Genomic DNA, 23047 nt, shown 5'->3' with positions numbered 1-23047 from the left:
TCAACTGCGACAGCTGGACGCCCGGCCCGTGAGGGCCGGGCGAGGATTGAAACCGTTCTACGGCTGCTGGTACGTTGGATGGTTGGCATGACGCCCGGCCCGTGAGGGCCGGGCGAGGATTGAAACTGTTCCGATTCAGACCCGTGCGATTGCGCAGACTGACGCCCGGCCCGTGAGGGCCGGGCGAGGATTGAAACCGTCGGATACGGATCGTATTATTGAGGCGCTTAAGGACGCCCGGCCCGTGAGGGCCGGGCGAGGATTGAAACTCATCCTTATTGAGCGTCATGACACATTCCTTAAGACGCCCGGCCCGTGAGGGCCGGGCGAGGATTGAAACTGATGTGTACTAAGCCTTTGCCGGCTCGCCGTATTGACGCCCGGCCCGTGAGGGCCGGGCGAGGATTGAAACATAGCATACCTCGCAACATAAGCGGCACTCTCAAACGACGCCCGGCCCGTGAGGGCCGGGCGAGGATTGAAACCGCCTCTTCGCCGCACGTCGGGCAGTCGCAGAAATGACGCCCGGCCCGTGAGGGCCGGGCGAGGATTGAAACCTCAAGCCCTTCGAGGTGCAATCATGAGCTGGCCCGACGCCCGGCCCGTGAGGGCCGGGCGAGGATTGAAACGCGCCCGGTATGGGCGAATACGTGAATTAATTTCGACGCCCGGCCCGCGACGGCCGGGCGAGGATTGAAACAGCCCCGGCGACGGCGCGACGACGTTCCGCATCCCCGGACGCCCGGCCTGCTAGGGCCGGGCGAGGATTGAAACCCTTTTGGTTCAATCTGCACCCCGCCGGGCGAGGATTGAAACCAGGGAATGGCTATGCAGCCGCAGTTGATCTTTTGACGCCCGGCCCGCGAGGACCGGGCGAGGATTGAAACTAAGAGCTGGAGGATGGTTTCCGGAAGCTGATGTGACGGCCGGCCCTCGCGCGCTGGGCGAGGATTGAAACATCGAGATAGGATTGCGGCGTGTTCTTGGCGCAGCGCGAGGATTGAAACCCAGTAGTCGGTGAAGGCGCTCGCGACGGCCGCGCGAGGACTGAAATCCCGGCATGAAGGAGACTTTGCTGGCGCTGCCGGGCGACAAAGCGCAATTCCAAGAGTTGGCGCTGGCGGCACGGCGAATTTTATTCGCCGGGCGTGAAGTCTCCGCTCAGACCATCCCGGCGCCGGCCGCCACCAGTGCGTAGCGCGCGGCCTTGCCGGCCAGCGGCGGCAGGCGCAGCCAGCCGGCGGCGGCGCACAGGGCATCGCCGACGAGCGGCGCCCAGGCCAGGATCAGCAGCGGGGCGCCATGCCGGCGCAGGGCGTCCAGGCGATGGGGCGCCGTGGCGTCAGCGCCAACTCTTGCAGGCAGCAGACGGGCCATGCCGTAGGTGCTCATGCCGCCCAGCGTATTGCCCAGCGTCGCCAGCAACAGCGCCGCCAGCGTTTGGTCCGGATGCAGCCTGATCACGGCGAACAGCACGGCTTCCGAGCCGCCGGGCAACAGGGTCGCGGATAGGAAGCTGGCGAGGAAGAGGCCGGCCAAACCGGCTTCGGCGGTGAATGCGAAGTCCATGCCGCATGTTACCCTTTGCGATTACCGAACCTTCTGCTCTCCTGTCATGGATTATCTCGAAAGAATACTCAACGCCCGTGTTTATGATGTTGCAATAGAAACGCCGCTGGAGCCGGCCTCGATCCTCTCGGCGCGCATCGGCAACCGCGTGCTGCTGAAGCGCGAGGACATGCAGCCGGTGTTCAGCTTCAAGCTGCGCGGCGCCTATAACAAGATCGTCCATCTGACGGCGGCGCAAAGGAAGCGCGGCGTGATCTGCGCCTCGGCCGGCAACCATGCCCAGGGCGTGGCGCTGTCGGCGCAGAAGCTGGGGCTGCGCGCCGTGATCGTGATGCCGACGACGACGCCGCAGATCAAGATCGATGCCGTGAAGAAGCTCGGCGGCGAGGTGGTGCTGGCCGGCGAGTCCTATGACGCCGCCTACGCCCACGCGCTGCAGCTGGAGAAGAAGCAGAAGCTCAACTTCGTCCATCCCTTCGACGATCCGGACGTGATCGCCGGCCAGGGCACGATCGGCATGGAGATCCTGCGCCAGCATCCCGATCCGATCGACGCGGTGTTCTGTTGCGTCGGCGGTGGCGGCCTGATCGCCGGCGTGGCGGCCTACATCAAGCGCCTGCGGCCCGAGGTCAGGATCATCGGCGTCGAGGCGGCCGATGCCGATGCCATGGCGCGCTCGCTGGCCGCGGGCAAGCGCGTGCGCCTGGAAAACGTCGGCCTGTTCGCCGACGGCGCGGCGGTCAAGTATGTCGGGCAGGAGACCTTCCGCCTCTGCCGCGAATATGTCGATGAAATGGTGCTGGTCGATACCGACGCCATCTGCGCCGCGATCAAGGACGTGTTCGAGGATACGCGCTCGATCCTCGAACCGGCCGGCGCGCTGGCCGTGGCCGGCGCCAAGGCCTGGGCCAAGAAGCACGGCATGCGCGGCAAGACGCTGGTGGCGGTGGCGTCCGGCGCCAACATGAATTTCGACCGCCTGCGTTTCGTCGCCGAGCGCGCCGAGGTCGGCGAACAGCGCGAGGCCGTGCTGGCCGTGACGCTGCCGGAAACGCCCGGCGCCTACAAGAAATTCGTCGCCCTGATCGGCTCGCACAACATCACCGAATTCAATTACCGCTTCCACGACGCGGCCGAGGCCCATGTCTTCGTCGGCATGCAGGTGGCCAACCGCAACGAGGCGACCAAACTCGTCGCGCAACTGCAGAAGAACGGCTATCCGGCGCTGGACCTGACCGACGACGAAATGGCCAAGCTGCACATCCGCCACCTGGTCGGCGGCCATGCGCCGCAGGTGAAGAACGAGTTGATCTACCGCTTCGAGTTTCCCGAGCGCCCCGGTGCGCTGATGCACTTCCTCAACAAGATGAGCGCCGGCTGGAACATCAGCCTGTTCCACTACCGCAACCATGGCGCCGACACCGGCCGCGTGCTGGTCGGCATGGAAGTGCCGCCGAAGGAGATGAAGGACTTCCGCTTCTTCCTCAAGAACCTCGGCTATCGCTTCTGGGACGAATCGAAGAATCCCGCCTACCGCCTGTTCCTCGGCTAGCACTGCGGATTGCCGCGCGCCCTACGTCCGCACATGAGCTTCGACTTCGACGCCGTAGTCGACCGCTCCGGCAGCGATTCGGTGAAATGGGCGAAGTACGCCGGGCGCGACGTCATCCCGCTGTGGGTCGCCGACATGGATTTCGCCGCGCCGCCGGCGGTCATCGCGGCCCTGCACAGTCGCATCGATCGCGGCGTGTTCGGCTACAACCAGCCTACGGCGAGCCAGGTCGAGGCCGTGGTCGCCTACCTCGAACGCAAGTTTCATTGGCGCATCGATCCGGAGTGGATCGTCTGGCTGCCGGGCCTGGTGTCGGGGCTCAATGTCGCCTGCCGCGCTGTCGGTGCGCCGGGCGATGCGGTGTTCACCGCGACGCCGATCTATCCGCCCTTTCTCTCGGCGCCGATCGATTCCGGCCGGCGCGTGGCCAGCGCGCCACTGGTGCGCGACTCGGCCGGCTGGCTGTGGGATTTCCCGGCGGTGGATGCGGTGTTGCGCAGCAGCCGGGCCCGGCTGTTCCTGCTGTGCCATCCGCACAACCCGACCGGGCGCGCCTGGCATGCGGACGAGCTGTGGCAGATCGCGGCGCTGGCCGAAAAGCACGATCTGGTGGTGTGTTCGGATGAAATCCACAACGGCCTGGTGCTGTCGCCGCAGCGCCAGCACCAACTCTTCGCCACGCTCGCGCCGGAGCTTGCGGCGCGCACCATCACGCTCCTGGCGCCGTCCAAGACCTTCAACATTCCGGGGCTGGGCTGCGCCTTCGCGGTTATCTCCGATGCTCGCCTGCGCCAGGATTTTCGCCAGGCCATGCACGGCATCGTGCCCCACGTCAATGCGCTGGGCATGGTGGCGACCGAGGCCGCGCTGACGCTCTGCGACGACTGGCATGCAGCCCTGCTCGACTACCTGCGCGGCAACCTGCGCCTGGTCGAGCGCGCCGTCGCCGCCCTGCCGGGCCTCGACATGCGGCCGGTGGAGGCGACCTACCTGGCCTGGATCGATGCGCGCGAATTCGCCGCCGACCGCGGCGTCGCTAATCCGGCGCGCTGGCTGGAGCAACACGGCCTGGGCCTGTCCGACGGCGCGGATTTCGGCGCGCCGGGTTTCGTCCGCCTGAATTTCGGTACCCGCCGCGCCTTGCTGGAGGAAGCGCTGGCAAGATTGCGTCAGGCTTCAGCCTGAGCGGAGTGCCTGGAGATTCACGTAGGAGCGAGCTTGCTCGCGATGGCACGGCAGATCGCGAGCAAGCTCGCTCCTACGCGAAGCGCAGGATGCCGGCTTCGGTGACGATCGCGGCGACGGGTATGTCGTGGGTCTGCGGCCGGATGTCGGCGACACGCCCCAGTTCGTAGCCGATGCCGATTGCCAGCGGGCGGGGAACCAGTGCCGCCAGGGTGCGGTCGAAGTAACCACCGCCGTAGCCGAGGCGGAAGCCTTGGGCGTCGAAGGCCAGCAGCGGCAGCAGGACGACATCGGGAACGAGATCGGGGCCGTCCCGCGGGATAGGAATGTCGTAGCGATCGACGCCCATCGCCGAAGCCGGGGTCCAGCCGCGAAAGCGCATCGGCGCAGCGGTTTCGATCACGATCGGCATGGCGGCCTGCCAGCCGCGGTCGATCAGGCGGGATGCCAGCGGTCGCGCGTCGAATTCGCCGCGCACCGGCGCGCAGAAGGCCAGCGTCTGTGGCGGCAGCGGCGCCAGAAGCATGGCGAGGTGGGCCTCGATCCGTGCCGAGAATTCGGCGCGGGTTTTTTCGTCGAGGGCCATGCGGGCGGCGAGTTTCTCGCGCCGCAGAGCGGCGCGAGAAACCGTGGAATCGGCGATGTGTTCGCCAGACGGAGAGTGGGCAGTCATGTGCTAACGTGAGTAGTAGGAAAGAACCCCTGAATGAACTATAAGCCCAAGTCTGCCATGTCGGTGTCGCGTATCGTCCTTGCTGCGTTCTCGCTCGCTGCCGCCGTGCTGTCGGCGCCGGCTCTTGCCGAGCGCGGCGATGAGGCTCTGCTGCTTGCGCGCGACGCCTTTCGCAACGGCGAGCGGGTCCGCCTCGGGCGCCAGTTGGAGGCGCTGCAAGGCCATCCGCTGCAACCCTGGGCCGAATACTGGGCCTTGCGCCTGCGTCTCGACGACGGCGATGCCGACGGCGTGGCGGATTTCCTGACGCGCCAAGCCGGCAGCTACCTGGCCGAGAAGCTGCGCGGCGACTGGTTGCGGGTGCTGGGCAAGGTGGGCGACTGGGAGAAATTCCGGCGCGAGCTGCCGGCGCTGGTCCTGCCCGATGCCGAAGTAAGCTGCTACGCCGCGCAGGCCGCGGGCAACGCCGACATGGTGCGCCCGCTGTGGAACAGCGGCCAGGATCTGCCGCAAGCCTGCGAGACCGTGGTCGATCAGTTGGTTGACGCCGGCGGCCTGACGGTGGAGGAAGTCTGGCAGCGCGTGCGCCGCCTGTTCGAGGCCAAGCGGGTCGGCGCCGCACGCAGCGCGGCGGCCTATCTGCCCGCGGTCGAGGGCTTCGACGGACGCGGCCTGGAAGCCATTGCGCAAAGCCCGACGCGCCATCTCGACAAGCTGCCGGCCGGCTTTGCCGCCAAGCGCGGCAGCCGCGAAGTGGCACTGTTCGCCATACAGCGCACGGCGCGCAACGACCCACAGGATGCGGCGACGCGCCTGGCGCGCATCGAAGCGCGGTTCGGCGCCGAAGAGCGCGCCTATGCCTGGGGCCAGGTGGCCTGGCAGGCGGCACTGCGCCACCAGCCCGAGGCCCTGGCGTGGTATGAAAAAGCCGCCGGCACGGCGCTTTCGGAGGACCAGCAGGCTTGGCGTGTGCGCGCCGCGCTGCGCGCGCATGACTGGAGCGCAGTCCGGCATGCGATTACGGCCATGCCGCCGCCGCTCGCCGCCCAGCCGGAATGGACTTATTGGCAGGGCCGCGCCCTGGCTGCCGGCAACCAGCTCGACGCCGCGCGCCTGAACTACCTGAAAATCGGCGGCCAGCCGAATTTCTACGGCAATCTCGCCGACGAGGAACTCGGCCGCGCGATCGACGTGCCGCCCCATGCCCTGGCCCCCAGCGCCGAGGAACTGACCCTCGCCGCGGGCAATCCGGGGCTGCAGCGCGCGCTGGCGCTGTTCCGCCTCGACATGCGCGTCGAGGGCGTGCGCGAATGGGTCTGGGCGCTGCGCGGCATGGACGACCGGGCCCTGCTCGCGGCGGCCGAGTTCGCCCGGCGCAACGAAATCTGGGATCGCGCCATCAACACGGCGGACCGCACGCGGGCGCAGCACAATTACAGCCTGCGCTACGTTGCGCCCTTCAGCGACCGCGTGCGGCCCAAGGCCGACGAACTCGCGCTCGACAACGGCTGGGTGTATGGCCTGATGCGGCAGGAATCGCGTTTCGTGATGAACGCCAAATCCTCGGTCGGTGCCAAGGGCCTCATGCAGCTGATGCCGGCCACCGCGAAATGGGTGGCGAAGAAAATCAACCTGGGTAATTTCCATCCGGCGCGCGTTGCCGAAATGGAAACCAATGTCACGCTCGGCACCCATTACCTGAAGATGGTGCTGAAATCGCTCGACAATCATCCGGTGCTGGCCTCCGCCGCCTACAACGCCGGCCCCGGCCGGGCCCGCCGCTGGCGCGCCGAGCGGCCCATGGAAGGCGCGATCTACGCCGAGACCATACCGTTTGCGGAAACCCGCGATTACGTCAAAAAGGTGATGAGCAACGCGGTGTACTACAACACCCTGTTTTCCGGCCATCCGCAGTCGCTGAAAGCCACCTTGGGCGTGATCGGCGCGCGCGGACAGGGCGAGAACGGCGTGGAGCAGTTGCCGTGAGCAGCATCCTGCTGATCGGCGGCACGGGTTTTCTGGGCAGTGCGGTGGTACGCGAACTGGCGCGCCGTCCCGCCAGCGCCAACTTTCAATTCACGCTGCCGACGCGGCGGCGCGACAAGGCCAAGCATCTGCTGGTCCTGCCGACCGCCGATGTGGTCGATGCCGACGTGCATGACCCGGCCACGCTGTCAGCGCTGATGCAAGGTCAGGACGCGGTGATCAGTATGGTCGGCATCCTCAAGGGTGGCGAACCGGGGCGCCTTCCCCCCAGCCCCCTTCCCAGGGAAGGGGGTGACGATGGTTCGCCGCGTGGCGGCTCCGGGAATGTGGCTGGCCCGGCCTTGGGACGGCCCGGCGACCGGGCGCCGTATGGCAAAGGCTTCGCCCGCGCCCACGTCGAACTGCCGCGGAAGATCGCGGCCGCGGCCAGGGCGGCCGGCGTGCGCCGGGTGCTGCACGTCTCGGCGCTGCAAGCCACGGCCGACGCGCCTTCCGGCTACCTGCGCTCCAAGGCCGCGGGCGAGGCGGTGTTGCGCGAAGCCGGGCTGGACCTGACGATCTTCCGGCCCTCGGTGATTTTCGGGCCGGGCGACGCCTTCCTCAATCTGTTCGCGCGCATGGCCAGGATCACGCCGTTTTTCCCGCTGGCCGGCGCCGACGCGCGTTTCCAGCCGGTGTGGGTGGAGGACGTCGCCACCACGATAGCCGACAGCCTGGCGCGTGCCGAGAGCATAGGCGCCAGCTACGATCTGTGCGGCCCGACGCAGTACAGCTTGCGGCAACTGGTCAAATATGCGGCCGCGGCCGGCGGCCATCCGCGGCTCGTGATCGGCCTGCCGCAGGCCGTCGCCTGGCTGCAGGCCTGGGCCATGGAGTTCATTCCCAACGGCCCGATGACGCGCGACAACATCCGTTCCATGCGCGTCGCCAGCGTCTGCGACAGCGGCTGCAGCCTGCCCTTCGGCCGTGTCGCGACGCCGCTCGAACTCGTTGCACCGACGTATTTGCGTGGCTGACGGCACTCCGCCCATGAAGATCTACGCCGTGGGCGGCGCGGTGCGCGACGAACTGCTCGGCTTGCCGGTCAAGGACCGCGACTGGGTGGTGGTCGGCGCCACGCCGCAGGACATGCTGGCGCAGGGCTATCTCGCCGTCGGCCGTGATTTTCCGGTCTTCCTCCACCCGCAGACGCACGAGGAATATGCGCTGGCGCGCACCGAGCGCAAGACCGGACCGGGCTACACCGGCTTCGCCTTCCATGCCGCGCCGGGCGTGACCCTGGAGCAGGATCTGATCCGGCGCGACCTGACCATCAACGCCATCGCCAGGGACGAGGCCGGCGCCATCATCGATCCGCATGACGGCCGCGCCGACCTCGCCGCGCGCATCTTGCGCCACGTCTCGCCGGCCTTTGCCGAAGACCCGGTGCGCATCCTGCGCGTGGCGCGCTTCGCGGCGCGCTTTGCCGATTTCACCATCGCCGCGGAAACCATGGCGCTGATGCGCGGCATGGTCGCCGCCGGCGAAGTCGATGCGCTGGTGCCCGAGCGGGTCTGGCAGGAACTCGCGCGCGGCCTGATGGAAGCGCGGCCCTCGCGCATGTTCGAGGTGCTGCGCGAATGCGGCGCGCTGGCGCGCCTGTTGCCCGAACTCGATGCGCTGTGGGGCGTGCCGCAGCGTGCCGACTACCATCCCGAAATCGACACCGGCGTGCATGTGATGATGGTGATCGACATGGCAGCCCGGCTCGGCGCTGCCTTGCCGGCGCGCTTCGCGGCATTGACCCACGACCTGGGCAAGGGGCTGACGCCGGCCGAGATCCTGCCGCGGCATTACGGCCACGAAGCGAAAAGCGTGGTCTTGCTCGAAGCGATTTGCGAACGCCTGCGCGTGCCGGTGGAATGCCGCGAGGTGGCGCGCCTCGCCGCGCGCTTTCATGGCGACATGCACCGCGTCGCCGAGCTGCGCCCCGAAACCCGCCTGACCGTGCTCGAACGCTGCGACGCTTTGCGCCGGCCCGAGCGCTTCGAACTGATCCTGCTCGCCTGCGAGGCGGATTATCGCGGCCGGCTGGGCTGGGAAGAACGCGATTACGCGCCGGCCGCCGCCTGGCGCGCCGGACTGGGCGCCGTGCGCGGCGTCGATGCCGGGGCGATCGCGCGGGCGACGGCCGTTCGCGCCGGCCGGGCCGATCCGCAGGCCATCGCCCGCGACGTCAGCGCGGCGCGTGTCGAGGTTTTGCGGGAACTTAAAGCTAGAGCAGCCAGCCGATAAAGGCGGCGACCAGCGAAAACACGATCACCGAGGCGAAGGGGAAGGAATACTCCCTGCCGCGCAGCCGAAAGCGCAAATCGCCCGGCAGCCGCCCCAGTTGCAGCAGACGCGGTTGCAGCAGGCCGATGACGAAAACCGTGGCGACCAGGACGATCAGCCATTTCAGCATGGGGGGCGCGCGGTAGAATTCATGGAAACCCGATCTTATCCCACCAGAGGATACCGTCCGCCGACATGACTGCCGCCGGACATATCCCACCAGGGGATACCGTCCGCCGGCTTGACCGCCGCCGGACATAACGGAGCCCCGCATAATGATGATGCCGTCCCCCAACGTTTCTACCCGATGAATCCACCCCGTTTCGCGCAACACGAAGTCCTGGTCCGCACCCCTGCCGTCCCGGCGCAGCCGACGCCGCTGCTGTTCATCCACGGCGCCTATACCGCCGCCTGGTGCTGGGAGGAACATTTCCTGCCCTTCTTTGCCGAAGCCGGCTACGCCGCCTACGCCCTGAGCCTGTCCGGTCACGGCGGCTCGCCGGGCCGCAAACATCTCGACAGCTTTTCGATCGCCGACTATGTGCGCGACGTCGAGGCCGTCGTCGCCGAACTGCCGACCCCGCCGGTCCTGATCGGGCATTCGATGGGCGGCTTCGTGGTGCAGAAATATCTCGAAGATCATCAGGCGCCCGGCGCGGTGCTGATGTGCGCGGTGCCGCCGCAGGGCCTGATGTCGGCCGCGATGGGCATGATGTTTTCCAAGCCGGGCATGATGCAGGACTTGAACAGCCTGTTGAGCGGTGGCAAGGCCTCGCTGGAAACCCTGCGCGAGGCCCTGTTCGCCCAGCCGGTGTCGCTCGACGACCTGAAGCGTTTCTACAAGGGCTCGCAGTCCGAATCGCATCGCGCGATCTGGGACATGTCGCTGTTCGGCATGCCGCGCACCGGGCGCGTCAAGCGCACGCCGCTCTTGGTCCAGGGCGCGGAATTCGACCACTTGATCGCGGCTTCGCTGGTGGAAATGACGGCGCGCTCCTACGACGTCGATGCCCATATCTTTCCCGGCATGGGCCACGGCCTGATGCTGGAGCGCGACTGGAAAAAGCCGGCGCAGCAGATTCTCGACTGGATCAGAGAGCTCGGCCCATGATTATTACCTTTCAATCCCCGGCGTCGGGCGACGTCATCATGTTCGGCGATGTCGCGCAGCGCATGATGAAAATCATGGGCAAGGAGGCCAGCGACAAGGGCATCGTCACCGTCGAGCAGCTGCCCGACGCGATCGCCCGGCTCAAGGCCGCGATCGAGGAAGACAAGCGGCGGCGCGCCGGCCTGCAGGAAGAAGACCTGCCGCGCACCGAGCCCGACCACAGCGGCCACGCCCAGAGTTCGCGGCCCTACGTCACCCTGACCCAGCGCGCCGTGCCGCTGCTGGAACTGCTGGAGTGGTCGCTGAAGAAGCAGAAGCCCGTGGTCTGGGGCGTTTGACGAATCCGCTGTAGGAGCCAGCTTGCTGGCGATGCGGCGGTAGTTATCGCGACCAAGGTCGCTCCTACCATCCACCCCGCGTCCGCCTTAATGCGGCTTGTCCCGCCCGATGAAGGAAATCGGGAACACCGCTTCCGGACCTGCACCCTTCGCTGCCTGCGACTCGTAATCCGGCATCTGCTCGCCGATGCCGGCGGCCTGCGTCAGTTTGCCCAGCAGCACCTGCAACTGGTCGGTCAGCCAGTCTTCCTCGCAGCGCGTCGGCACGAACAGCAGTTCGCGCACGCGGTCGGGAATCTCGTCGTTGGGGATGATGTCGTTGGCCGCGTAGGCCGCGGAAAAGAACGGCCCGGCGATGAAGCGCAGGGTCCAGCCTTCATCCTCGTCGGGCAGCAGCAGGAAGACGCGCGCGCCTTCGGCCTGCATGTTCTCGTCGCCGTCGTCGTCGCCGAATACCGGCATCGCGGCAAAGGCGGCTTTCCTGCGTTGTTTGACGAAGACCACGGCTTCATTGAAGCTGAGGCGGTTCAGCGCGTTTTCTGACATTTGCGTCTCCTGGGGATTTACAACAAGGGGGCGAGCCATTTTTTGGCTTCTGGAATGGGATAGTTGGCGCGTCCGGCCCAATCTTCAAGCTGGTCGCGATCGATTTTCGTGATGGCGAAATAATGCGCCTCCGGGTGAGCCAGGTAGAAGCCGGCGACCGAGGCCGCCGGCGTCATGGCGAAGCTCTCGGTCAGCTGCATGCCGGCATTGGCCGGCGCGTCGAGCAGCTTGAACAGTCCGGCCTTGGACGTGTGGTCGGGGCAGGCCGGGTAGCCGGGCGCCGGGCGGATGCCCTGGTATTTCTCGGCGATCAGTGCCGCGCTATCCAGCGCCTCGTCGCTGGCATAGCCCCAGTAGTTGGTGCGTACTTCGCGATGCAGCCACTCGGCGGCGGCTTCGGCCAGGCGGTCGGCGAGGGTCTTGAGCATGATCGCGCGGTAGTCGTCGTGCTGCGCCTCGAACTCGGCCAGCTTGGTTTCGATGCCGATGCCGGCGGTGACGGCGAAGGCGCCGGCGTAATCGCCGGTGGGCGCGACGAAGTCGGCGAGGCACTGCTGCGGCTTGCCGGCCGGGCGTTCCTGCTGCTGGCGCAGGCCGTGCCAGGTGAAGACCGGCTTGTCTTCGGCAATGAAAGTGATGTCCTCGTTCTCGCGCTTCACCGGGAACAGGCCGAACACGGCGTTGGCGCGGATCCACTTTTCGGCGATGAGCTGCCCCAGCATCGCCTGGCCGTCCTTGAACACATTGCGCGCCGCCTCGCCGACCACGGCGTCGTCGAGAATCTTGGGATAGGAGCCGGCCAGATCCCAGGTCTGGAAGAAGGGGCCCCAGTCGATGTGCTTGGCCAGCAGCGCGAGATCAAGGTCCTTCAGCACGGTGACGCCGAGCTGTTTCGGCCTGACCGGCGCGTATTCCAGCTTCGCGTGATTGGCACGCGCCGCCGTGAGCGACACCAGTGGCACGCCCTTCTTGTTCGCATGCTGGCCGCGCACTTTTTCGTAGTCGGCGGCGACTTCATCGACGTAGGCATCGCGCATGTCGAGCGAGAGCAGCTTGGTCACCACGCCGACGGCGCGCGAGGCGTCCGGCACATACACCACCGGCCCGGCGTAGTTCGGCGCGATCTTGATCGCGGTATGGGCGCGCGAAGTCGTCGCACCGCCGATCAGGAGCGGCACCGCATTTCCGTCGGCAAAGCCCTGACGCTGCATCTCGCTGGCGATGTGGCTCATCTCTTCCAGCGAGGGCGTGATCAGGCCCGACAGGCCGATCGCCTGCGCGCCGTGCTCCTTGGCCGCGTGCAGGATCTTGTCTGCGGAGACCATGACGCCGAGGTCGATGATGTCGTAGCCGTTGCAGCCCAACACCACGCCGACGATGTTCTTGCCGATGTCATGGACGTCGCCCTTCACCGTGGCCACCACGATGCGGCCCTTGGAGGTGCTGCCGGTGCGCTTCTTTTCCTCCTCGATCCAGGGGATCAGATGGGCCACGGCCTGCTTCATGACGCGCGCCGATTTCACCACCTGCGGCAGGAACATCTTGCCGGCGCCGAACAAGTCGCCGACCACGTTCATGCCGCCCATCAGCGGTCCTTCGATCACCGACAGCGGCGGGCGGCCAGAGGCTGCCAACGCCGAGCGGCATTCCTCGGTGTCGGCCACGACATACTCGGTGATGCCCTTGACCATTGCATGTTCGAGACGCTTGTCCACCGGCCACTGGCGCCAGGCCAGATCGACCACCTGCTCCTTGGCTGCGCCTTTGACCCGCGTCGCGAGTTCGATCAGCGTGTCGCCAGCGCCAACTCTTCTGTTCAGTACCACGTCTTCCACCGCCTCGCGTAGCTCGGGCGCGAGGTCGTCATAGACGCCGAGCTGGCCGGCATTGACGATGCCCATGGTGAGGCCGGCCTTGACCGCGTGGTAGAGGAACACCGTGTGGATGGCTTCCCTCATCGCGTCATTGCCGCGGAAGGAAAACGACACGTTGGAGACGCCGCCCGAGGTGCGCGCCTGCGGCAGGTTGGCCTTGATCCAGGCCAGCGCGTTGATGAAATCGACGGCGTAGTTGTCGTGCTCGGGAATGCCCGTGGCGATCGCGAAGATGTTCGGATCGAAGACGATGTCCTCGGCCGGGAAGCCGTCTTTCACCAGCAGATCGTAGGCACGCTGGCAGATGCCGATCTTGCGTGCGAAGGTGTCGGCCTGGCCCTGTTCGTCGAAGGCCATGACGATCACCGCCGCGCCGTAGCGCCGGGCGAGGCGCGCCTGTTCGAGGAACTTGGCCTCGCCTTCCTTCATCGAAATGGAATTGACGATGCCCTTGCCCTGGATGCACTTGAGGCCGGCTTCGATGACATCCCACTTCGAGCTGTCGAGCATCAGCGGTACCTTGCAGATGTCCGGCTCGGAGCCGACCAGGTGCAGGAAGCGCACCATTGCCGCCTGCGAATCGAGCATGGCTTCGTCCATGTTGATGTCGACCACCTGCGCGCCGTTCTCCACCTGCTGGCGCGCGACGGCCAGCGCGTCGTCGAAGCGGCCTTCGAGGATCATGCGGGCGAAGGCCTTGGAGCCGGTGACGTTGGTGCGTTCGCCGACGTTCACGAACAGGCTGTCGTCGCCGACGTTGAAGGCTTCGAGGCCGGCCAGGCGCAGCTTCTTCTCGACCTGCGGGATGACGCGCGGCTTCATGCCGTCCAGTGCCTGTGCGATGGCGCGGATGTGGTCGGGCGAGGTGCCGCAGCAGCCGCCGGCGATGTTGATGATGCCGACCTTGCCCCACTCGGCGATTTCGTCGGCCAGCATCTGCGGCGTCTCGTCGTAGCCGCCGAAGGCGTTCGGCAGGCCGGCATTGGGATGGGCCGAGATGTAGCAGTCGCACAGCTTGGACAGCTCCTCGACGTACTGGCGCAGTTCCTTGGCGCCGAGCGCGCAGTTGAGACCGAAGCTCAAGGGCCGCGCATGGCGCAGCGAATTCCAGAAGGCTTCCGCGGTCTGGCCCGACAGCGTGCGCCCCGAGGCGTCGGTGATGGTGCCCGAGATCATCAGCGGCCAGCGCCGCCCGGCCTCGTCGAAGAACTTCTCGATGGCAAACAGCGCGGCCTTGGCGTTGAGCGTGTCGAACACGGTTTCCACCAGCAGGATGTCGGCGCCGCCCTCGGTCAGGCCGCGTGCGGCCTCGACATAATCGGCCACCAGCGCGTCGAAGGTGATGTTGCGTGCGCCCGGATCATTGACGTCGGGCGACAGCGATGCCGTGCGCGAAGTCGGCCCCAGCACGCCGGCGACGAAGCGCGGCTTGTCCGGCGTCGAGAATTTGTCGGCAGTCTCGCGCGCCAGCCGGGCCGCGGCTACGTTGAGTTCGAAGGCCAGTTCGGCCAGTCCGTACTCGCCCTGCGAAACCCGCGTCGCATTGAAGCTGTTGGTCTCGATGATGTCGGCGCCGGCGGCGAGGTACTCGGCATGGATGCCGCCGATCACGTCGGGCCGCGTGATGCACAGCAGGTCGTTGTTGCCCTTGAGATCCTTGCCGTGGCTGGCAAAACGCGAGCCCCGGTAGTCGGCTTCAACGAGGCCATGGCGCTGCACCATGGTGCCCATGGCGCCATCGAGGATCAGCAGGCGTTGCGCCAGCAGTGTGCGCAATTCGGCGCTGCGGTCGGGTTGCGGTCGGGCGGCGGCGGTCGTGGAATTCAAGCGGCTGGCGGTCATGCGTCTCTCCAATCCATGACCGGGGCGGGGAGCCTTGCTGCGTGGCGGCTCACCTTGTGCCCCGGCGGATTACTCCAAGGGTGGGTGAGCGCCGTTGTCATCAGGTTCCGAGCCTAGGGTCGCGGCCCATCACACAGGGCCATCCACCTTGCAGCGCTCCTCGGAAGCGAAGGCGGATTATACCGCCGTCCGGCCGGCGCCGATTCTCAGCACGGCGCGGTGCAGGCGTCCACCGGCAGGCCGCGCTTGAACCAGCCCGGGCCGGCGGCGCTGCCGGCCATGCCTTCCTTGACGTTATAGACCTGGGTGAAGCCGACGCTCTGCAGGTAGCGCTGCACCTGTGTGGTGCGGTTGCCGGTACGGCAGATCAGCGCGATCGGCGCGTTCCTGTCGCCCTTGACTTCGCTCAGCAGCTGTTCGACGAAGCCCGGCGCGCCCTGCGGATGCAGCATGTTCACCCGCCGCGCGCCCTTGGCGACGCCGGTTTCCTTCCATTCGGGCGGCGTGCGGATGTCGATCAGGGTGATCTTGCCGGCCGCCACCGCGGCCGCCGCATCGGGTGCCGCCAGGTCCGGTGTGGCGCGGGCGAGACCGGCCGCCGCCAGCAGGGCGAGGGCGAAAACGAATTGACGCAGATTCAGACGGTGCACAGCAATATCCTCATGAAATTCAACGGGTGGCAGGTTCCGACCGGGCGTGCTGCGTTTGGTTCATGCTCGCCTCAGCCGACCGGCGATTCCTCGCGGCGTGAAGTCCGGATGGCAAATCCGTCCGGGCTGAAATGCACGTGGAACCAGGCGCTGTTGCCCGGTGTCACCGGGTCGATGCGCCATTCCCAGACCACCTCGGGTTTCAGCGGAAATTTCACCTCGCCGTCCGGCTTGCCCAGCAGGCGCCGCACCTGCTCGCCGCTCCAGCCCATTTGGATGCGGACGAAGTTCTCTTCGGTCAGCGCCTGCTCGATTTTCTGCAGCACGCCGCCCGCGTTCAGCGTCAGCATCCAGCAACGCGTGCCCTCGGGTCCGCGCGGGTATTCCCAGGTCACGCTGCCGTCGTCCTCGGGCCACTCGGCTGCCGGCGCGCCGAGCCGCTCGCGCACTTCCTGCGCGGTCGAAATTCCCGGCTTCAGCCTGGCCAGGTGCATGCCGTCGCTGCCATAAAAGCCGACTGCGGAAGCCAGCGCCGCGAGCGTGCGCGATATCGGGTTCATGTCCCGATAATACCGGAGGCGCCCGGCCGGGCGTCCTTGGCACGCCGCGGTGCTGAGCTAGAATGCAAACGACAAGACCAGACAAGACAAGGAGTTGCCATGAACCACCTGACCCCCAAGGAAGCCGCGCAGTTTCTCCACGACAATCCCAGCGCACTGTTCGTCGACTGCCGCAGCGAAATGGAATTCTTCTTCGTCGGCCATCCGGCCGGCGTCAGCCATGTGTCATGGAACGACGGTCCCGACTGGGAAGTCAATCCCCACTTCGTCGGTGAGGTGCGCAAGCTCGCCGGACATTCGGGCGACCGTCCGGTGGTGCTGATCTGCCGCAGCGGCAATCGCTCGGTCGATGCCGGCCAGGCGCTCGAAGCGGCCGGCTTCACGCGGGTGTTCAATGTCCTACACGGCTTCGAAGGCGAACTCGACGACACCCATCATCGCGGCTCGATGAGCGGCTGGCGCTTCGAAGGCCTGCCCTGGGAACAATGTTGAATCCATTGCGGGGCGGACTTGTAGGGCCGACTTCAGTCCGCCAACCTAAACCGGCCGACTGAAGTCGGCCCTACAGCTGGCCCTGCAGCCGGCCCATAGCGGCCTCGAAAGTCGGCGCTTGCCGGCCCGCGAAGCGGAATCCCCGGCAGACAGAGTCCGGTACGGCGGCATTAGTCCGGCAAGACCAGATCCGCAATCACCGCCGCCAGAAAGCGCGCCGCTTCGCCGCCGGTGACGACGCGGTGGTCGAAGGTCAGGCTCAGGGGCAGCACCCGATGCACGGCCGGCAGGCCGGCGATGGGCAACACCTGTTCGTGGATGCGGCCGGCGCCGAGAATCGCGACCGTGGGCGGCACCACGATGGGCGCCGCGTACTTGCCGCCGAGCATGCCGAAATTCGACAGCGTAATCGTATTGCCGCGCAATTCCTCGGCCGGGATCTTGCGCGCGGCGACGTCGGCGCGCATGCGGTCGAGGCCGCGGCGCAGGTCGGCGGCATCGCGCTGGGCGACATCGCGCAGCACCGGGACAAACAGGCCCTCCGGCAAATCGACGGCGATGCCGACGTCGATCTTGGCGAGCACGCGCCGCGCCATGCTGTGGCTTTCATACCAGGCATTGAGCCCCGGCTCGGCGCGGCAGCCCGCCACCAGGGCCCGGATCAGGCGCATCGTGACGTCGCTGGCGGGTCGCCAGGCATGGATGTCGGCGTCGTCGATGACGGTTGCCGCAGCCACTTCGCTTTGCGCCAGCGTCATGTTCTGCGCCATCGCGCGGCGCACCCCGCGCAGGATTTCCGGCGGCCCGAGTTCGGACAGAATCTTCGCCACGCGCTGGACGTCGGCGGCGCTGATCACGCCGTCAATGCCGGACGGTGTCACCATCGCCAGCTCGACGTTCAACTGCCGCGCCAGCGCGCGCACGGCCGGGGTGGCCTTGATCGCAGCGGTTCCGCTGCTAAGCGCGGCCGGCGCTTCCGCGCGCAATTGCTGGCCGACCGGCACTTCGCCGACCACCGCGCCCGCGTCGTCGCCGGCACCGGCGAAGCCCACCAGCGGCGCGCCGACATGCGCGATCTGGCCCGCCGCGACGAACAGCTTCTCGATGCGGCCGGCATAGGGTGAAGGGATTTCGACGATGGCCTTGGCGGTTTCCACCGACAGGAGCGGCTGGTCGAGCGCGACCTCGTCGCCGGCCTTTACATGCCATTCGACGATTTCCGCGTCCTGCAGGCCTTCGCCGAGATCGGGCAGCTTGAAGATTTTCATGTTGCCTCCGCAGGGCCGCCCCAAGGGGGCAACGAGTCAAGATCATGGAGCGGGCGCCGCCCGCGAACCTGAGTCACCCCCTTCCCATGGGGCGAAGGCAGGGTTTCGCGGAGCACTGCTCCGCGCTGCCGAAGCCGGCTGGCTGTGCAAAGCCAGCCGTGGGGCGGGGATGGGGGGGAGGTCATCATGTCCCTTCCAGGGTTTGCCTGACCGCCGCGACGATGCGTTCGACGCTCGGCAGGTACTGGTATTCGAGCCGCGCCAGCGGAATCACCACGTCATAGCCGGTGACGCGCTGCAGCGGCGCTTGCAGCGAGTAGATGCCGCGCTCGGCGAGGGTGGCGGCGATCTCGGCGCCGAGGCCGCCGCTCCTGGCCGCCTCATGCACGATCACGCAGCGCCCGGTGCGCGCCACCGAATCGAGAATGGTCGCCATGTCGAGCGGCTTCAGCGTCGCCACGTCGATCACCTCGGCGCTGATGCCTTCCGCCGCCAGCGCCTCCGCCGCGGCCTGGGTTTCCTGCAGCATCGCGCCCCAGCTCACCAGCGTCACGTCGCTGCCGGCGCGCAGCGTGAAGCAGACATCGAGCGGCAGCGCCGCGCCATCGTCGGCGACCTCCTGCTTGAACAGCCGGTAGAGCCGCGTCGGTTCGAGGAAGATCACCGGGTCGGGATCGCGCATCGCGGCCAGCAGCAGGCCGTAGGCGCGCGAGGGCGAGGAGGGCATCACCACGCGCAGGCCCGGCACGTGGGCGAACAGCGCCTCCGGGCTTTCCGAATGGTGCTCGGGGGCATGGATGCCGGCGCCGCAGGGCGAGCGCAACACCAGCGGGCAAGTCAGCCGGCCGCGCGTGCGGTGCCGCAGGCGCGAGGCGTGATTGATGATGTGGTCGAGTGTCGGGTAGATGAAACCGGAGAACTGGATTTCCGCCACGGGCTTCAAGCCCATCGCCGCCATGCCGACCGCCGTGCCGGCGATCGCGGTTTCGGCCAGCGCGGTGTCGATCACCCGCCCGGCGCCGAAGCGCTGCTGCAGGGCGACCGTGGCGCGAAAGACGCCGCCATTGACGCCGATGTCCTCGCCGAGCAAGACCACCGCAGGGTCGTGCTCCATTTCCCAGGCCAGCGCGCGATTGACGGCTTCGACCAGATTCAGCTCAGCCATGGCCGCCTCCCCCGCCCACTTCGCGCGGCGCAAAGCGCAGCGCGAAGTGGAGTGCCATTGCGCGCTGCTCCTGCAAGGCGGCCGGCAGCGTGGCATACAGGTGATCGAACATGTCCGCGGCGCCCGGCGGCGGTGTCGCCAGGTAGGCCTCGACCGCCGCATTGACCTCGTTGCTGCATTCCTTGACCAGCGCTTCCTCCTGTTCCGGGCTCCAGGCCGTGAGGCGCAGCAGGTAATTGCGCAGGCGGCGGATCGGCTCGAAAGCCCATTGCGTTTCGACCTCGGCCGGGTCGCGGTAGCGCGTCGCGTCGTCGGCCGTGGTGTGGTCGCCGAGGCGGTAGCTGATGGCCTCGATCAGGCTCGGGCCGCCGCCGGCGCGCGCCTTGGCTATCCCCTGCTGCGCCAGATGGTGCACGGCGACGACGTCGTTGCCATCCACTTGGCAGCCCTCGATGCCGGCGGCAATGGCCTTTTGCGCCAGCGTCGGCGCGGCGGATTGCTGGCTGCGCGGCACCGAAATCGCCCACTGGTTGTTGTTCACCACCACCACCAGCGGCGCCTGCCAGACCGCGGCGAGGTTCAGCGCCTCGTAGAAATCGCCCTTCGAGGTGCCGCCGTCGCCGAGCATGCAGACCGCCACGCGCGGCTCCCCGCGCAGCTTGAAGGCATAGGCGCAACCGGCCGCATGGCAGACTTGCGTCGCGATCGGCACGGCAATCGGAAAGTCCATGCGCGGCACCGCGAAATCGCTGCCGCGTTCGTCGCCACCCCAGTACAGCAGGCTTTCCGCCATGCTCACGCCGCGCACGAGTTGCGCCGCGTGGTCGCGGTAGGACGGCACCAGCACGTCTTCCGCGCGCATTGCGCTGGCGACGCCGATGCCGATGGCTTCCTGCCCGAGCGCCGAGGCGAAGGTACCGATCTTGCCGGTGCGCTGCAATGCGATGGCCTTGCTGTCGAACAGGCGCGCCTGGGTCATCGCGCGGTAAAGCGGAATCAGCGCCGCCGGGTCGAGCGCGAAGGGCGGCAAGGCCTGCGTCGCCTCGCCCTGCGCATCGAGAAAGCGCGTGTATTCGACCTGGAAGCGAGCGACGACGGCCATGGCAAGCTCCTTCTTGTGTTTTTTTCAGTCTAGCCCGGATATTGGATAAGGATAGAGCGGCCGAGGTTCCCGGCGCAATCGCGCTGCGTCCGTTAAGATTCGACGATGAATTTATCCTCCAAGCTGCAAGCCCTGCTTCCCAAGAAACGCTGGCAACGCCTTCTCCTCGAAGCCGCCCTGTTCGTCGCCGTGATCCTCGGCGCCCAGTACTGGCAGACGCGCGATCTGCCCTTAGGCGCGGCGCCGCCGCTGGCAGGCGTGCTCACCGACGGCAGTTCTGCAAGAGTTGGCGCTGGCGATACGGCAATCGGCGCGCCGACGCTGGTCGCGTTCTGGGCGACCTGGTGTCCGGTGTGCTCGGCCGAGGAGGGCAACATCGTTGCTGTGGCGAAGGAACATCGTGTGATCTCGGTGGCGATGCAGTCGGGCGATGCGGCAACAGTGACCAAGCACTTGCAGGAGCGCGGCATCGACTTGCCGGCGCTGGTCGATGCCGACGGCCGCCACGCGGCGAACTGGCGGGTGAGCGGGGTGCCGACGCATTTCGTCGTCGATGCCAGCGGCAATATCCGTTTTCGCGTGGTCGGCTATGCGACGACTTGGGGCCTGAAGGCGCGGCTGTGGTGGGCGGAGACTTTCCCGGCGTGAGCGAGCAAAAGAACTTTCCGCCGGCAAGTCTGGCGTGGTCGGTCTGGGGCCTCGGCGCGCTGCTCTACCTTATCGGCTTCTACCTGCGCGTGGCGCCGGCGGTGATCACCGACCAGTTGATGGTCGAGTTCGCCATCAGCGGCGCGGCGCTGGGCAATCTCTCGGCCTTCTATTTCTATTCCTACGTGGCGATGCAGATCCCGACCGGGATGATGGCCGACCGCTGGGGGCCGCGCCGCCTGCTGACGGCCGGGGCCGGCGTGGCGGCGCTGGGCACGGCGCTGTTCGCCTTCGCGCCGACCATCTTCTGGGCCAGCATGGGGCGGCTCTTGATCGGCGCCTCGGTGGCGGTGGCCTTCGTTTCGATGCTGAAGCTCGCCAGCCACTGGTTCGCGCCCAAGCAGTACGCGCTGGCTTCGGGCATGGCGTTGCTGATGGGCGTGGTCGGCGGCGTGGTGGCCGGCGTGCCGCTGCGCTTCCTGGTCGAGACCTTCGGCTGGCGCCCGGTGATGGGCGTTTCGGCGGCGCTGACGGCGCTGCTGTGCATCGCCACCTGGCTGCGCGTGAGGGACGACCCGGCGGAGCGCGGCTATGCCAGCCACTTTCAGGGCGTGCATGGCGCGCACGCCTCGGCCTCGCTGCTGCGCGGGCTGGTGGAAGTGCTGTCCTTCCGCAATATCTGGATACTGACGGCGGTGCCGATCGGCTTTTCCGGCGCGGTGCTGACTTTCGCCGGACTCTGGGGCGTGCCCTTTCTGCGTCAGGTGCATGGCCTGGACCCCAAGGCCGCCGCGGCGATCACCTCGATCCTGCTGATTTCGTGGGCGCTGGGCGGGCCCATGCTGGGCAGCTGGTCCGAGCGCATGGGCCGCAGGAAACCGCTCTATCTGATCGCCTCGGGCGTAGCCCTGCTGGGCTGGGTGGCGATCGTCTTCCTGCCGCTGCCGCTGTGGGCGCTGGTGCTGCTGCTGATCCCGACCGGCTTCGCCTCGGGCAACATCATCATCGGTTTTGCCTGGGCCAAGGAATCGGTGCCGTTGCGGCTGGTCGGCACGGCCTCGGGCTTTTGCAACATGGGGCCGCTCTTGGGCGGCATGCTGTTGCAGCCGGCGGTTGGGTGGATGCTCGACCGGCGCTGGGACGGCACGCTGGCCGCCGGCGTGCGACTGTACGACGCGGCCGCCTATCAGGCCGGCTTCGCTTTGTTGGTCGCGGTGATGCTCGTCGCCGGCATCGTTTTGACCTTCGCCCGCGAGAGCCACTGCCGGCAAATGCACGAATGACTATGAACCCGGACATCCTCTGCGAACGCGACGGCAGCATTGCTACCGTCACCCTGTTCAATCCGGACAAGCTCAATGCGCTGAATGCGGCGATGTGGCGCAAGCTGCGCGCGACCATGGTCGAACTGGCGGCCGACGAGTCGCTGCGCTGCATCGTCCTGCGCGGCGAAGGCGCAGTCTTCGCCGCCGGCGGCGATCTGGAGGAATTCCGCAGCGCGCGCGCCACCGTCGATCTGGCGCTGGCCTACCACGAGGCGGTGGGCGAGGCGCTGGTCGCCATCGAAACCTGCCCGCAGCCGACGCTCGCGGCCATCCTCGGCCCCTGCGTCGGCGGCGGCCTGGAAATCGCCTGCGCCTGCGACCTGCGCATCGCCGGCGAGGGGGCGAAGTTCGGCGCGCCGATCATGAAGCTGGGCTTCTCCATGTATCCCGGCGAGCTGGCCGGTTTGCTCAGGCTGGCCGGCCCTGCCGTGGCGAAGGAAATCCTGCTCGAAGGGCGGTTGCTGAACGCCGCCGAGGCTTATGCCAAGGGCTTGCTGACGCGCGTGGTGGCCGACGACGCGGTGCTGGCGGAAGCGCAGGCCACGGCAGCGCGCATCGCCGCCGGCGCGCCGCTGGTGGCGCGCTGGCACAAGCAGTGGATCGCCCGGCTGCTGCAGGGCAGGCCGCTGAGCCTGGAGGAGAAACGCGCCTCCTTCGACTTCCTCGCCACCGAGGATTACGCGGAAGGCCTCGCCGCCTTTCTGGAAAAGCGCCCGCCGCGTTTTACGGGACGCTGAGGTTCGGGGCCTTTGTAGGGCCGACTTCAGTCGGCCGGATTACGTTGGCGGTTTTGTAGGGCCGACTTCAGTCGGCCAAGGGTGGATGGTTTTGTAGGGCCGGCTTCAGCC

The 23047-nt window shown here is 67.3% G+C and carries 21 protein-coding genes, 1 CRISPR repeat array and 1 riboswitch; of the genes, 11 read left to right on the top strand and 10 right to left on the bottom strand.

Features of this window, described 5'->3' with window-relative positions; translation table 11 throughout:
• Positions 1–16: 16 nt before the first annotated feature.
• A CRISPR array of direct repeats spans positions 17–958; the repeat unit is 37 nt; unit sequence GACGCCCGGCCCGTGAGGGCCGGGCGAGGATTGAAAC.
• A gap of 203 nt (positions 959–1161) precedes the next feature.
• A complete protein-coding gene (locus RMO95_RS07500; protein WP_310449987.1) occupies positions 1162–1569 on the bottom strand; it encodes a DedA family protein in 408 nt (135 codons plus the stop codon).
• 46 nt (positions 1570–1615) lie between these two features.
• On the opposite strand from RMO95_RS07500, the gene ilvA reads away from it, so the two are divergent.
• Together ilvA and RMO95_RS07490 are read left to right on the top strand one after the other, a co-directional pair.
• On the top strand, positions 1616–3121 hold the full coding sequence (ilvA, locus tag RMO95_RS07495) for a threonine ammonia-lyase, biosynthetic (RefSeq protein WP_310449986.1): 1506 nt from the start codon (positions 1616–1618) through the stop codon (positions 3119–3121).
• A gap of 33 nt (positions 3122–3154) precedes the next feature.
• Complete coding sequence (locus RMO95_RS07490; RefSeq protein WP_310449985.1) at positions 3155–4306, top strand: PatB family C-S lyase; 1152 nt, start codon at positions 3155–3157, stop codon at positions 4304–4306.
• A 73-nt stretch (positions 4307–4379) separates the two neighbouring features.
• Here the strand turns inward: RMO95_RS07490 and RMO95_RS07485 are convergent, their stop codons facing one another.
• Positions 4380–4979: a 5-formyltetrahydrofolate cyclo-ligase gene (locus tag RMO95_RS07485; protein ID WP_310449984.1), complete on the bottom strand. Its 600-nt coding sequence runs from the start codon at positions 4977–4979 to the stop codon at positions 4380–4382.
• Positions 4980–5012: 33 nt separating this feature from the next.
• On the opposite strand from RMO95_RS07485, the gene RMO95_RS07480 reads away from it, so the two are divergent.
• The 3 genes from RMO95_RS07480 to RMO95_RS07470 are packed head-to-tail and all read left to right on the top strand — an operon-like array spanning position 5013 to position 9239.
• Positions 5013–6965 (top strand): transglycosylase SLT domain-containing protein, encoded by a 1953-nt coding sequence (locus tag RMO95_RS07480; protein ID WP_310449983.1) that lies wholly within the window; start codon positions 5013–5015, stop codon positions 6963–6965.
• Complete coding sequence (locus RMO95_RS07475) at positions 6962–7981, top strand: complex I NDUFA9 subunit family protein (RefSeq protein ID WP_310449982.1); 1020 nt, start codon at positions 6962–6964, stop codon at positions 7979–7981. Before RMO95_RS07480 ends, RMO95_RS07475 begins: the two co-directional genes overlap by 4 nt.
• Positions 7982–7994: 13 nt before the next feature.
• Positions 7995–9239 (top strand): multifunctional CCA addition/repair protein, encoded by a 1245-nt coding sequence (locus RMO95_RS07470; RefSeq protein ID WP_310449981.1) that lies wholly within the window; start codon positions 7995–7997, stop codon positions 9237–9239.
• Here RMO95_RS07470 and RMO95_RS07465 read toward each other — a convergent pair.
• Positions 9220–9408, bottom strand: a complete 189-nt coding sequence (locus tag RMO95_RS07465; RefSeq protein WP_310449980.1) for a DUF2905 domain-containing protein — start codon at positions 9406–9408, stop codon at positions 9220–9222. The genes RMO95_RS07470 and RMO95_RS07465 overlap by 20 nt on opposite strands.
• A 177-nt stretch (positions 9409–9585) precedes the next feature.
• On the opposite strand from RMO95_RS07465, the gene RMO95_RS07460 reads away from it, so the two are divergent.
• On the top strand, positions 9586–10389 hold the full coding sequence (locus RMO95_RS07460) for an alpha/beta fold hydrolase (RefSeq protein ID WP_310449979.1): 804 nt from the start codon (positions 9586–9588) through the stop codon (positions 10387–10389).
• Positions 10386–10727: a DUF1840 domain-containing protein gene (locus RMO95_RS07455; RefSeq protein ID WP_310449978.1), complete on the top strand. Its 342-nt coding sequence runs from the start codon at positions 10386–10388 to the stop codon at positions 10725–10727. Before RMO95_RS07460 ends, RMO95_RS07455 begins: the two co-directional genes overlap by 4 nt.
• A gap of 87 nt (positions 10728–10814) precedes the next feature.
• Here RMO95_RS07455 and RMO95_RS07450 read toward each other — a convergent pair whose 3' ends face one another.
• The 4 genes from RMO95_RS07450 to RMO95_RS07435 all read right to left on the bottom strand — a co-directional run bounded on the left by RMO95_RS07450 (position 10815) and on the right by RMO95_RS07435 (position 16199).
• A complete protein-coding gene (locus tag RMO95_RS07450; protein ID WP_310449977.1) occupies positions 10815–11273 on the bottom strand; it encodes a hypothetical protein in 459 nt (152 codons plus the stop codon).
• Positions 11274–11290: 17 nt separating this feature from the next.
• Positions 11291–14878, bottom strand: coding sequence for a methionine synthase (gene metH / locus RMO95_RS07445; protein ID WP_409574932.1), 3588 nt, complete (start codon positions 14876–14878; stop codon positions 11291–11293).
• A 190-nt stretch (positions 14879–15068) separates the two neighbouring features.
• Positions 15069–15157: riboswitch (S-adenosyl-L-homocysteine riboswitch) on the bottom strand.
• Between the two features lie 38 nt (positions 15158–15195).
• Positions 15196–15639, bottom strand: a complete 444-nt coding sequence (locus RMO95_RS07440; RefSeq protein WP_310449975.1) for a rhodanese-like domain-containing protein — start codon at positions 15637–15639, stop codon at positions 15196–15198.
• Positions 15640–15710: 71 nt separating this feature from the next.
• Complete coding sequence (locus tag RMO95_RS07435) at positions 15711–16199, bottom strand: hypothetical protein (protein ID WP_310449974.1); 489 nt, start codon at positions 16197–16199, stop codon at positions 15711–15713.
• A 99-nt stretch (positions 16200–16298) separates the two neighbouring features.
• Here RMO95_RS07435 and RMO95_RS07430 point away from each other — a divergent pair, with 99 nt between their 5' ends.
• On the top strand, positions 16299–16691 hold the full coding sequence (locus RMO95_RS07430; RefSeq protein ID WP_310449973.1) for a rhodanese-like domain-containing protein: 393 nt from the start codon (positions 16299–16301) through the stop codon (positions 16689–16691).
• 170 nt (positions 16692–16861) lie between these two features.
• On the opposite strand, the gene RMO95_RS07425 is transcribed toward RMO95_RS07430, so the two are convergent.
• The 3 genes from RMO95_RS07425 to pdhA all read right to left on the bottom strand — a co-directional run bounded on the left by RMO95_RS07425 (position 16862) and on the right by pdhA (position 20226).
• Positions 16862–17959, bottom strand: a complete 1098-nt coding sequence (locus RMO95_RS07425) for a dihydrolipoamide acetyltransferase family protein (RefSeq protein WP_310449972.1) — start codon at positions 17957–17959, stop codon at positions 16862–16864.
• 184 nt (positions 17960–18143) lie between these two features.
• Positions 18144–19124, bottom strand: a complete 981-nt coding sequence (locus RMO95_RS07420; protein ID WP_310449971.1) for an alpha-ketoacid dehydrogenase subunit beta — start codon at positions 19122–19124, stop codon at positions 18144–18146.
• Positions 19117–20226: a pyruvate dehydrogenase (acetyl-transferring) E1 component subunit alpha gene (gene pdhA, locus RMO95_RS07415; RefSeq protein ID WP_310449970.1), complete on the bottom strand. Its 1110-nt coding sequence runs from the start codon at positions 20224–20226 to the stop codon at positions 19117–19119. Before pdhA ends, RMO95_RS07420 begins: the two co-directional genes overlap by 8 nt.
• A 105-nt stretch (positions 20227–20331) precedes the next feature.
• Between pdhA and RMO95_RS07410 the strand changes: the two genes are divergently transcribed.
• The 3 genes from RMO95_RS07410 to RMO95_RS07400 are packed head-to-tail and all read left to right on the top strand — an operon-like array spanning position 20332 to position 22936.
• The gene (locus RMO95_RS07410) at positions 20332–20874 is read left to right on the top strand and encodes a redoxin domain-containing protein (protein WP_310449969.1); all 543 of its coding nucleotides are present in this window, start codon (positions 20332–20334) and stop codon (positions 20872–20874) included.
• Positions 20871–22157 (top strand): MFS transporter, encoded by a 1287-nt coding sequence (locus tag RMO95_RS07405; protein WP_310449968.1) that lies wholly within the window; start codon positions 20871–20873, stop codon positions 22155–22157. The genes RMO95_RS07410 and RMO95_RS07405 overlap by 4 nt, the downstream gene beginning before the upstream one ends.
• Positions 22154–22936, top strand: a complete 783-nt coding sequence (locus tag RMO95_RS07400; protein WP_310449967.1) for an enoyl-CoA hydratase/isomerase family protein — start codon at positions 22154–22156, stop codon at positions 22934–22936. The genes RMO95_RS07405 and RMO95_RS07400 overlap by 4 nt, the downstream gene beginning before the upstream one ends.
• The last annotated feature ends 111 nt before the right edge of the window (positions 22937–23047 follow it).

Origin of the sequence: Sulfuritalea sp. (assembly GCF_031426875.1) — a bacterium.
Taxonomy (GTDB): domain Bacteria; phylum Pseudomonadota; class Gammaproteobacteria; order Burkholderiales; family Rhodocyclaceae; genus Sulfuritalea.
The sequence above is the reverse complement of the archived record's forward strand: the minus strand, read 5'-3'. Positions and strand labels throughout refer to the sequence as shown.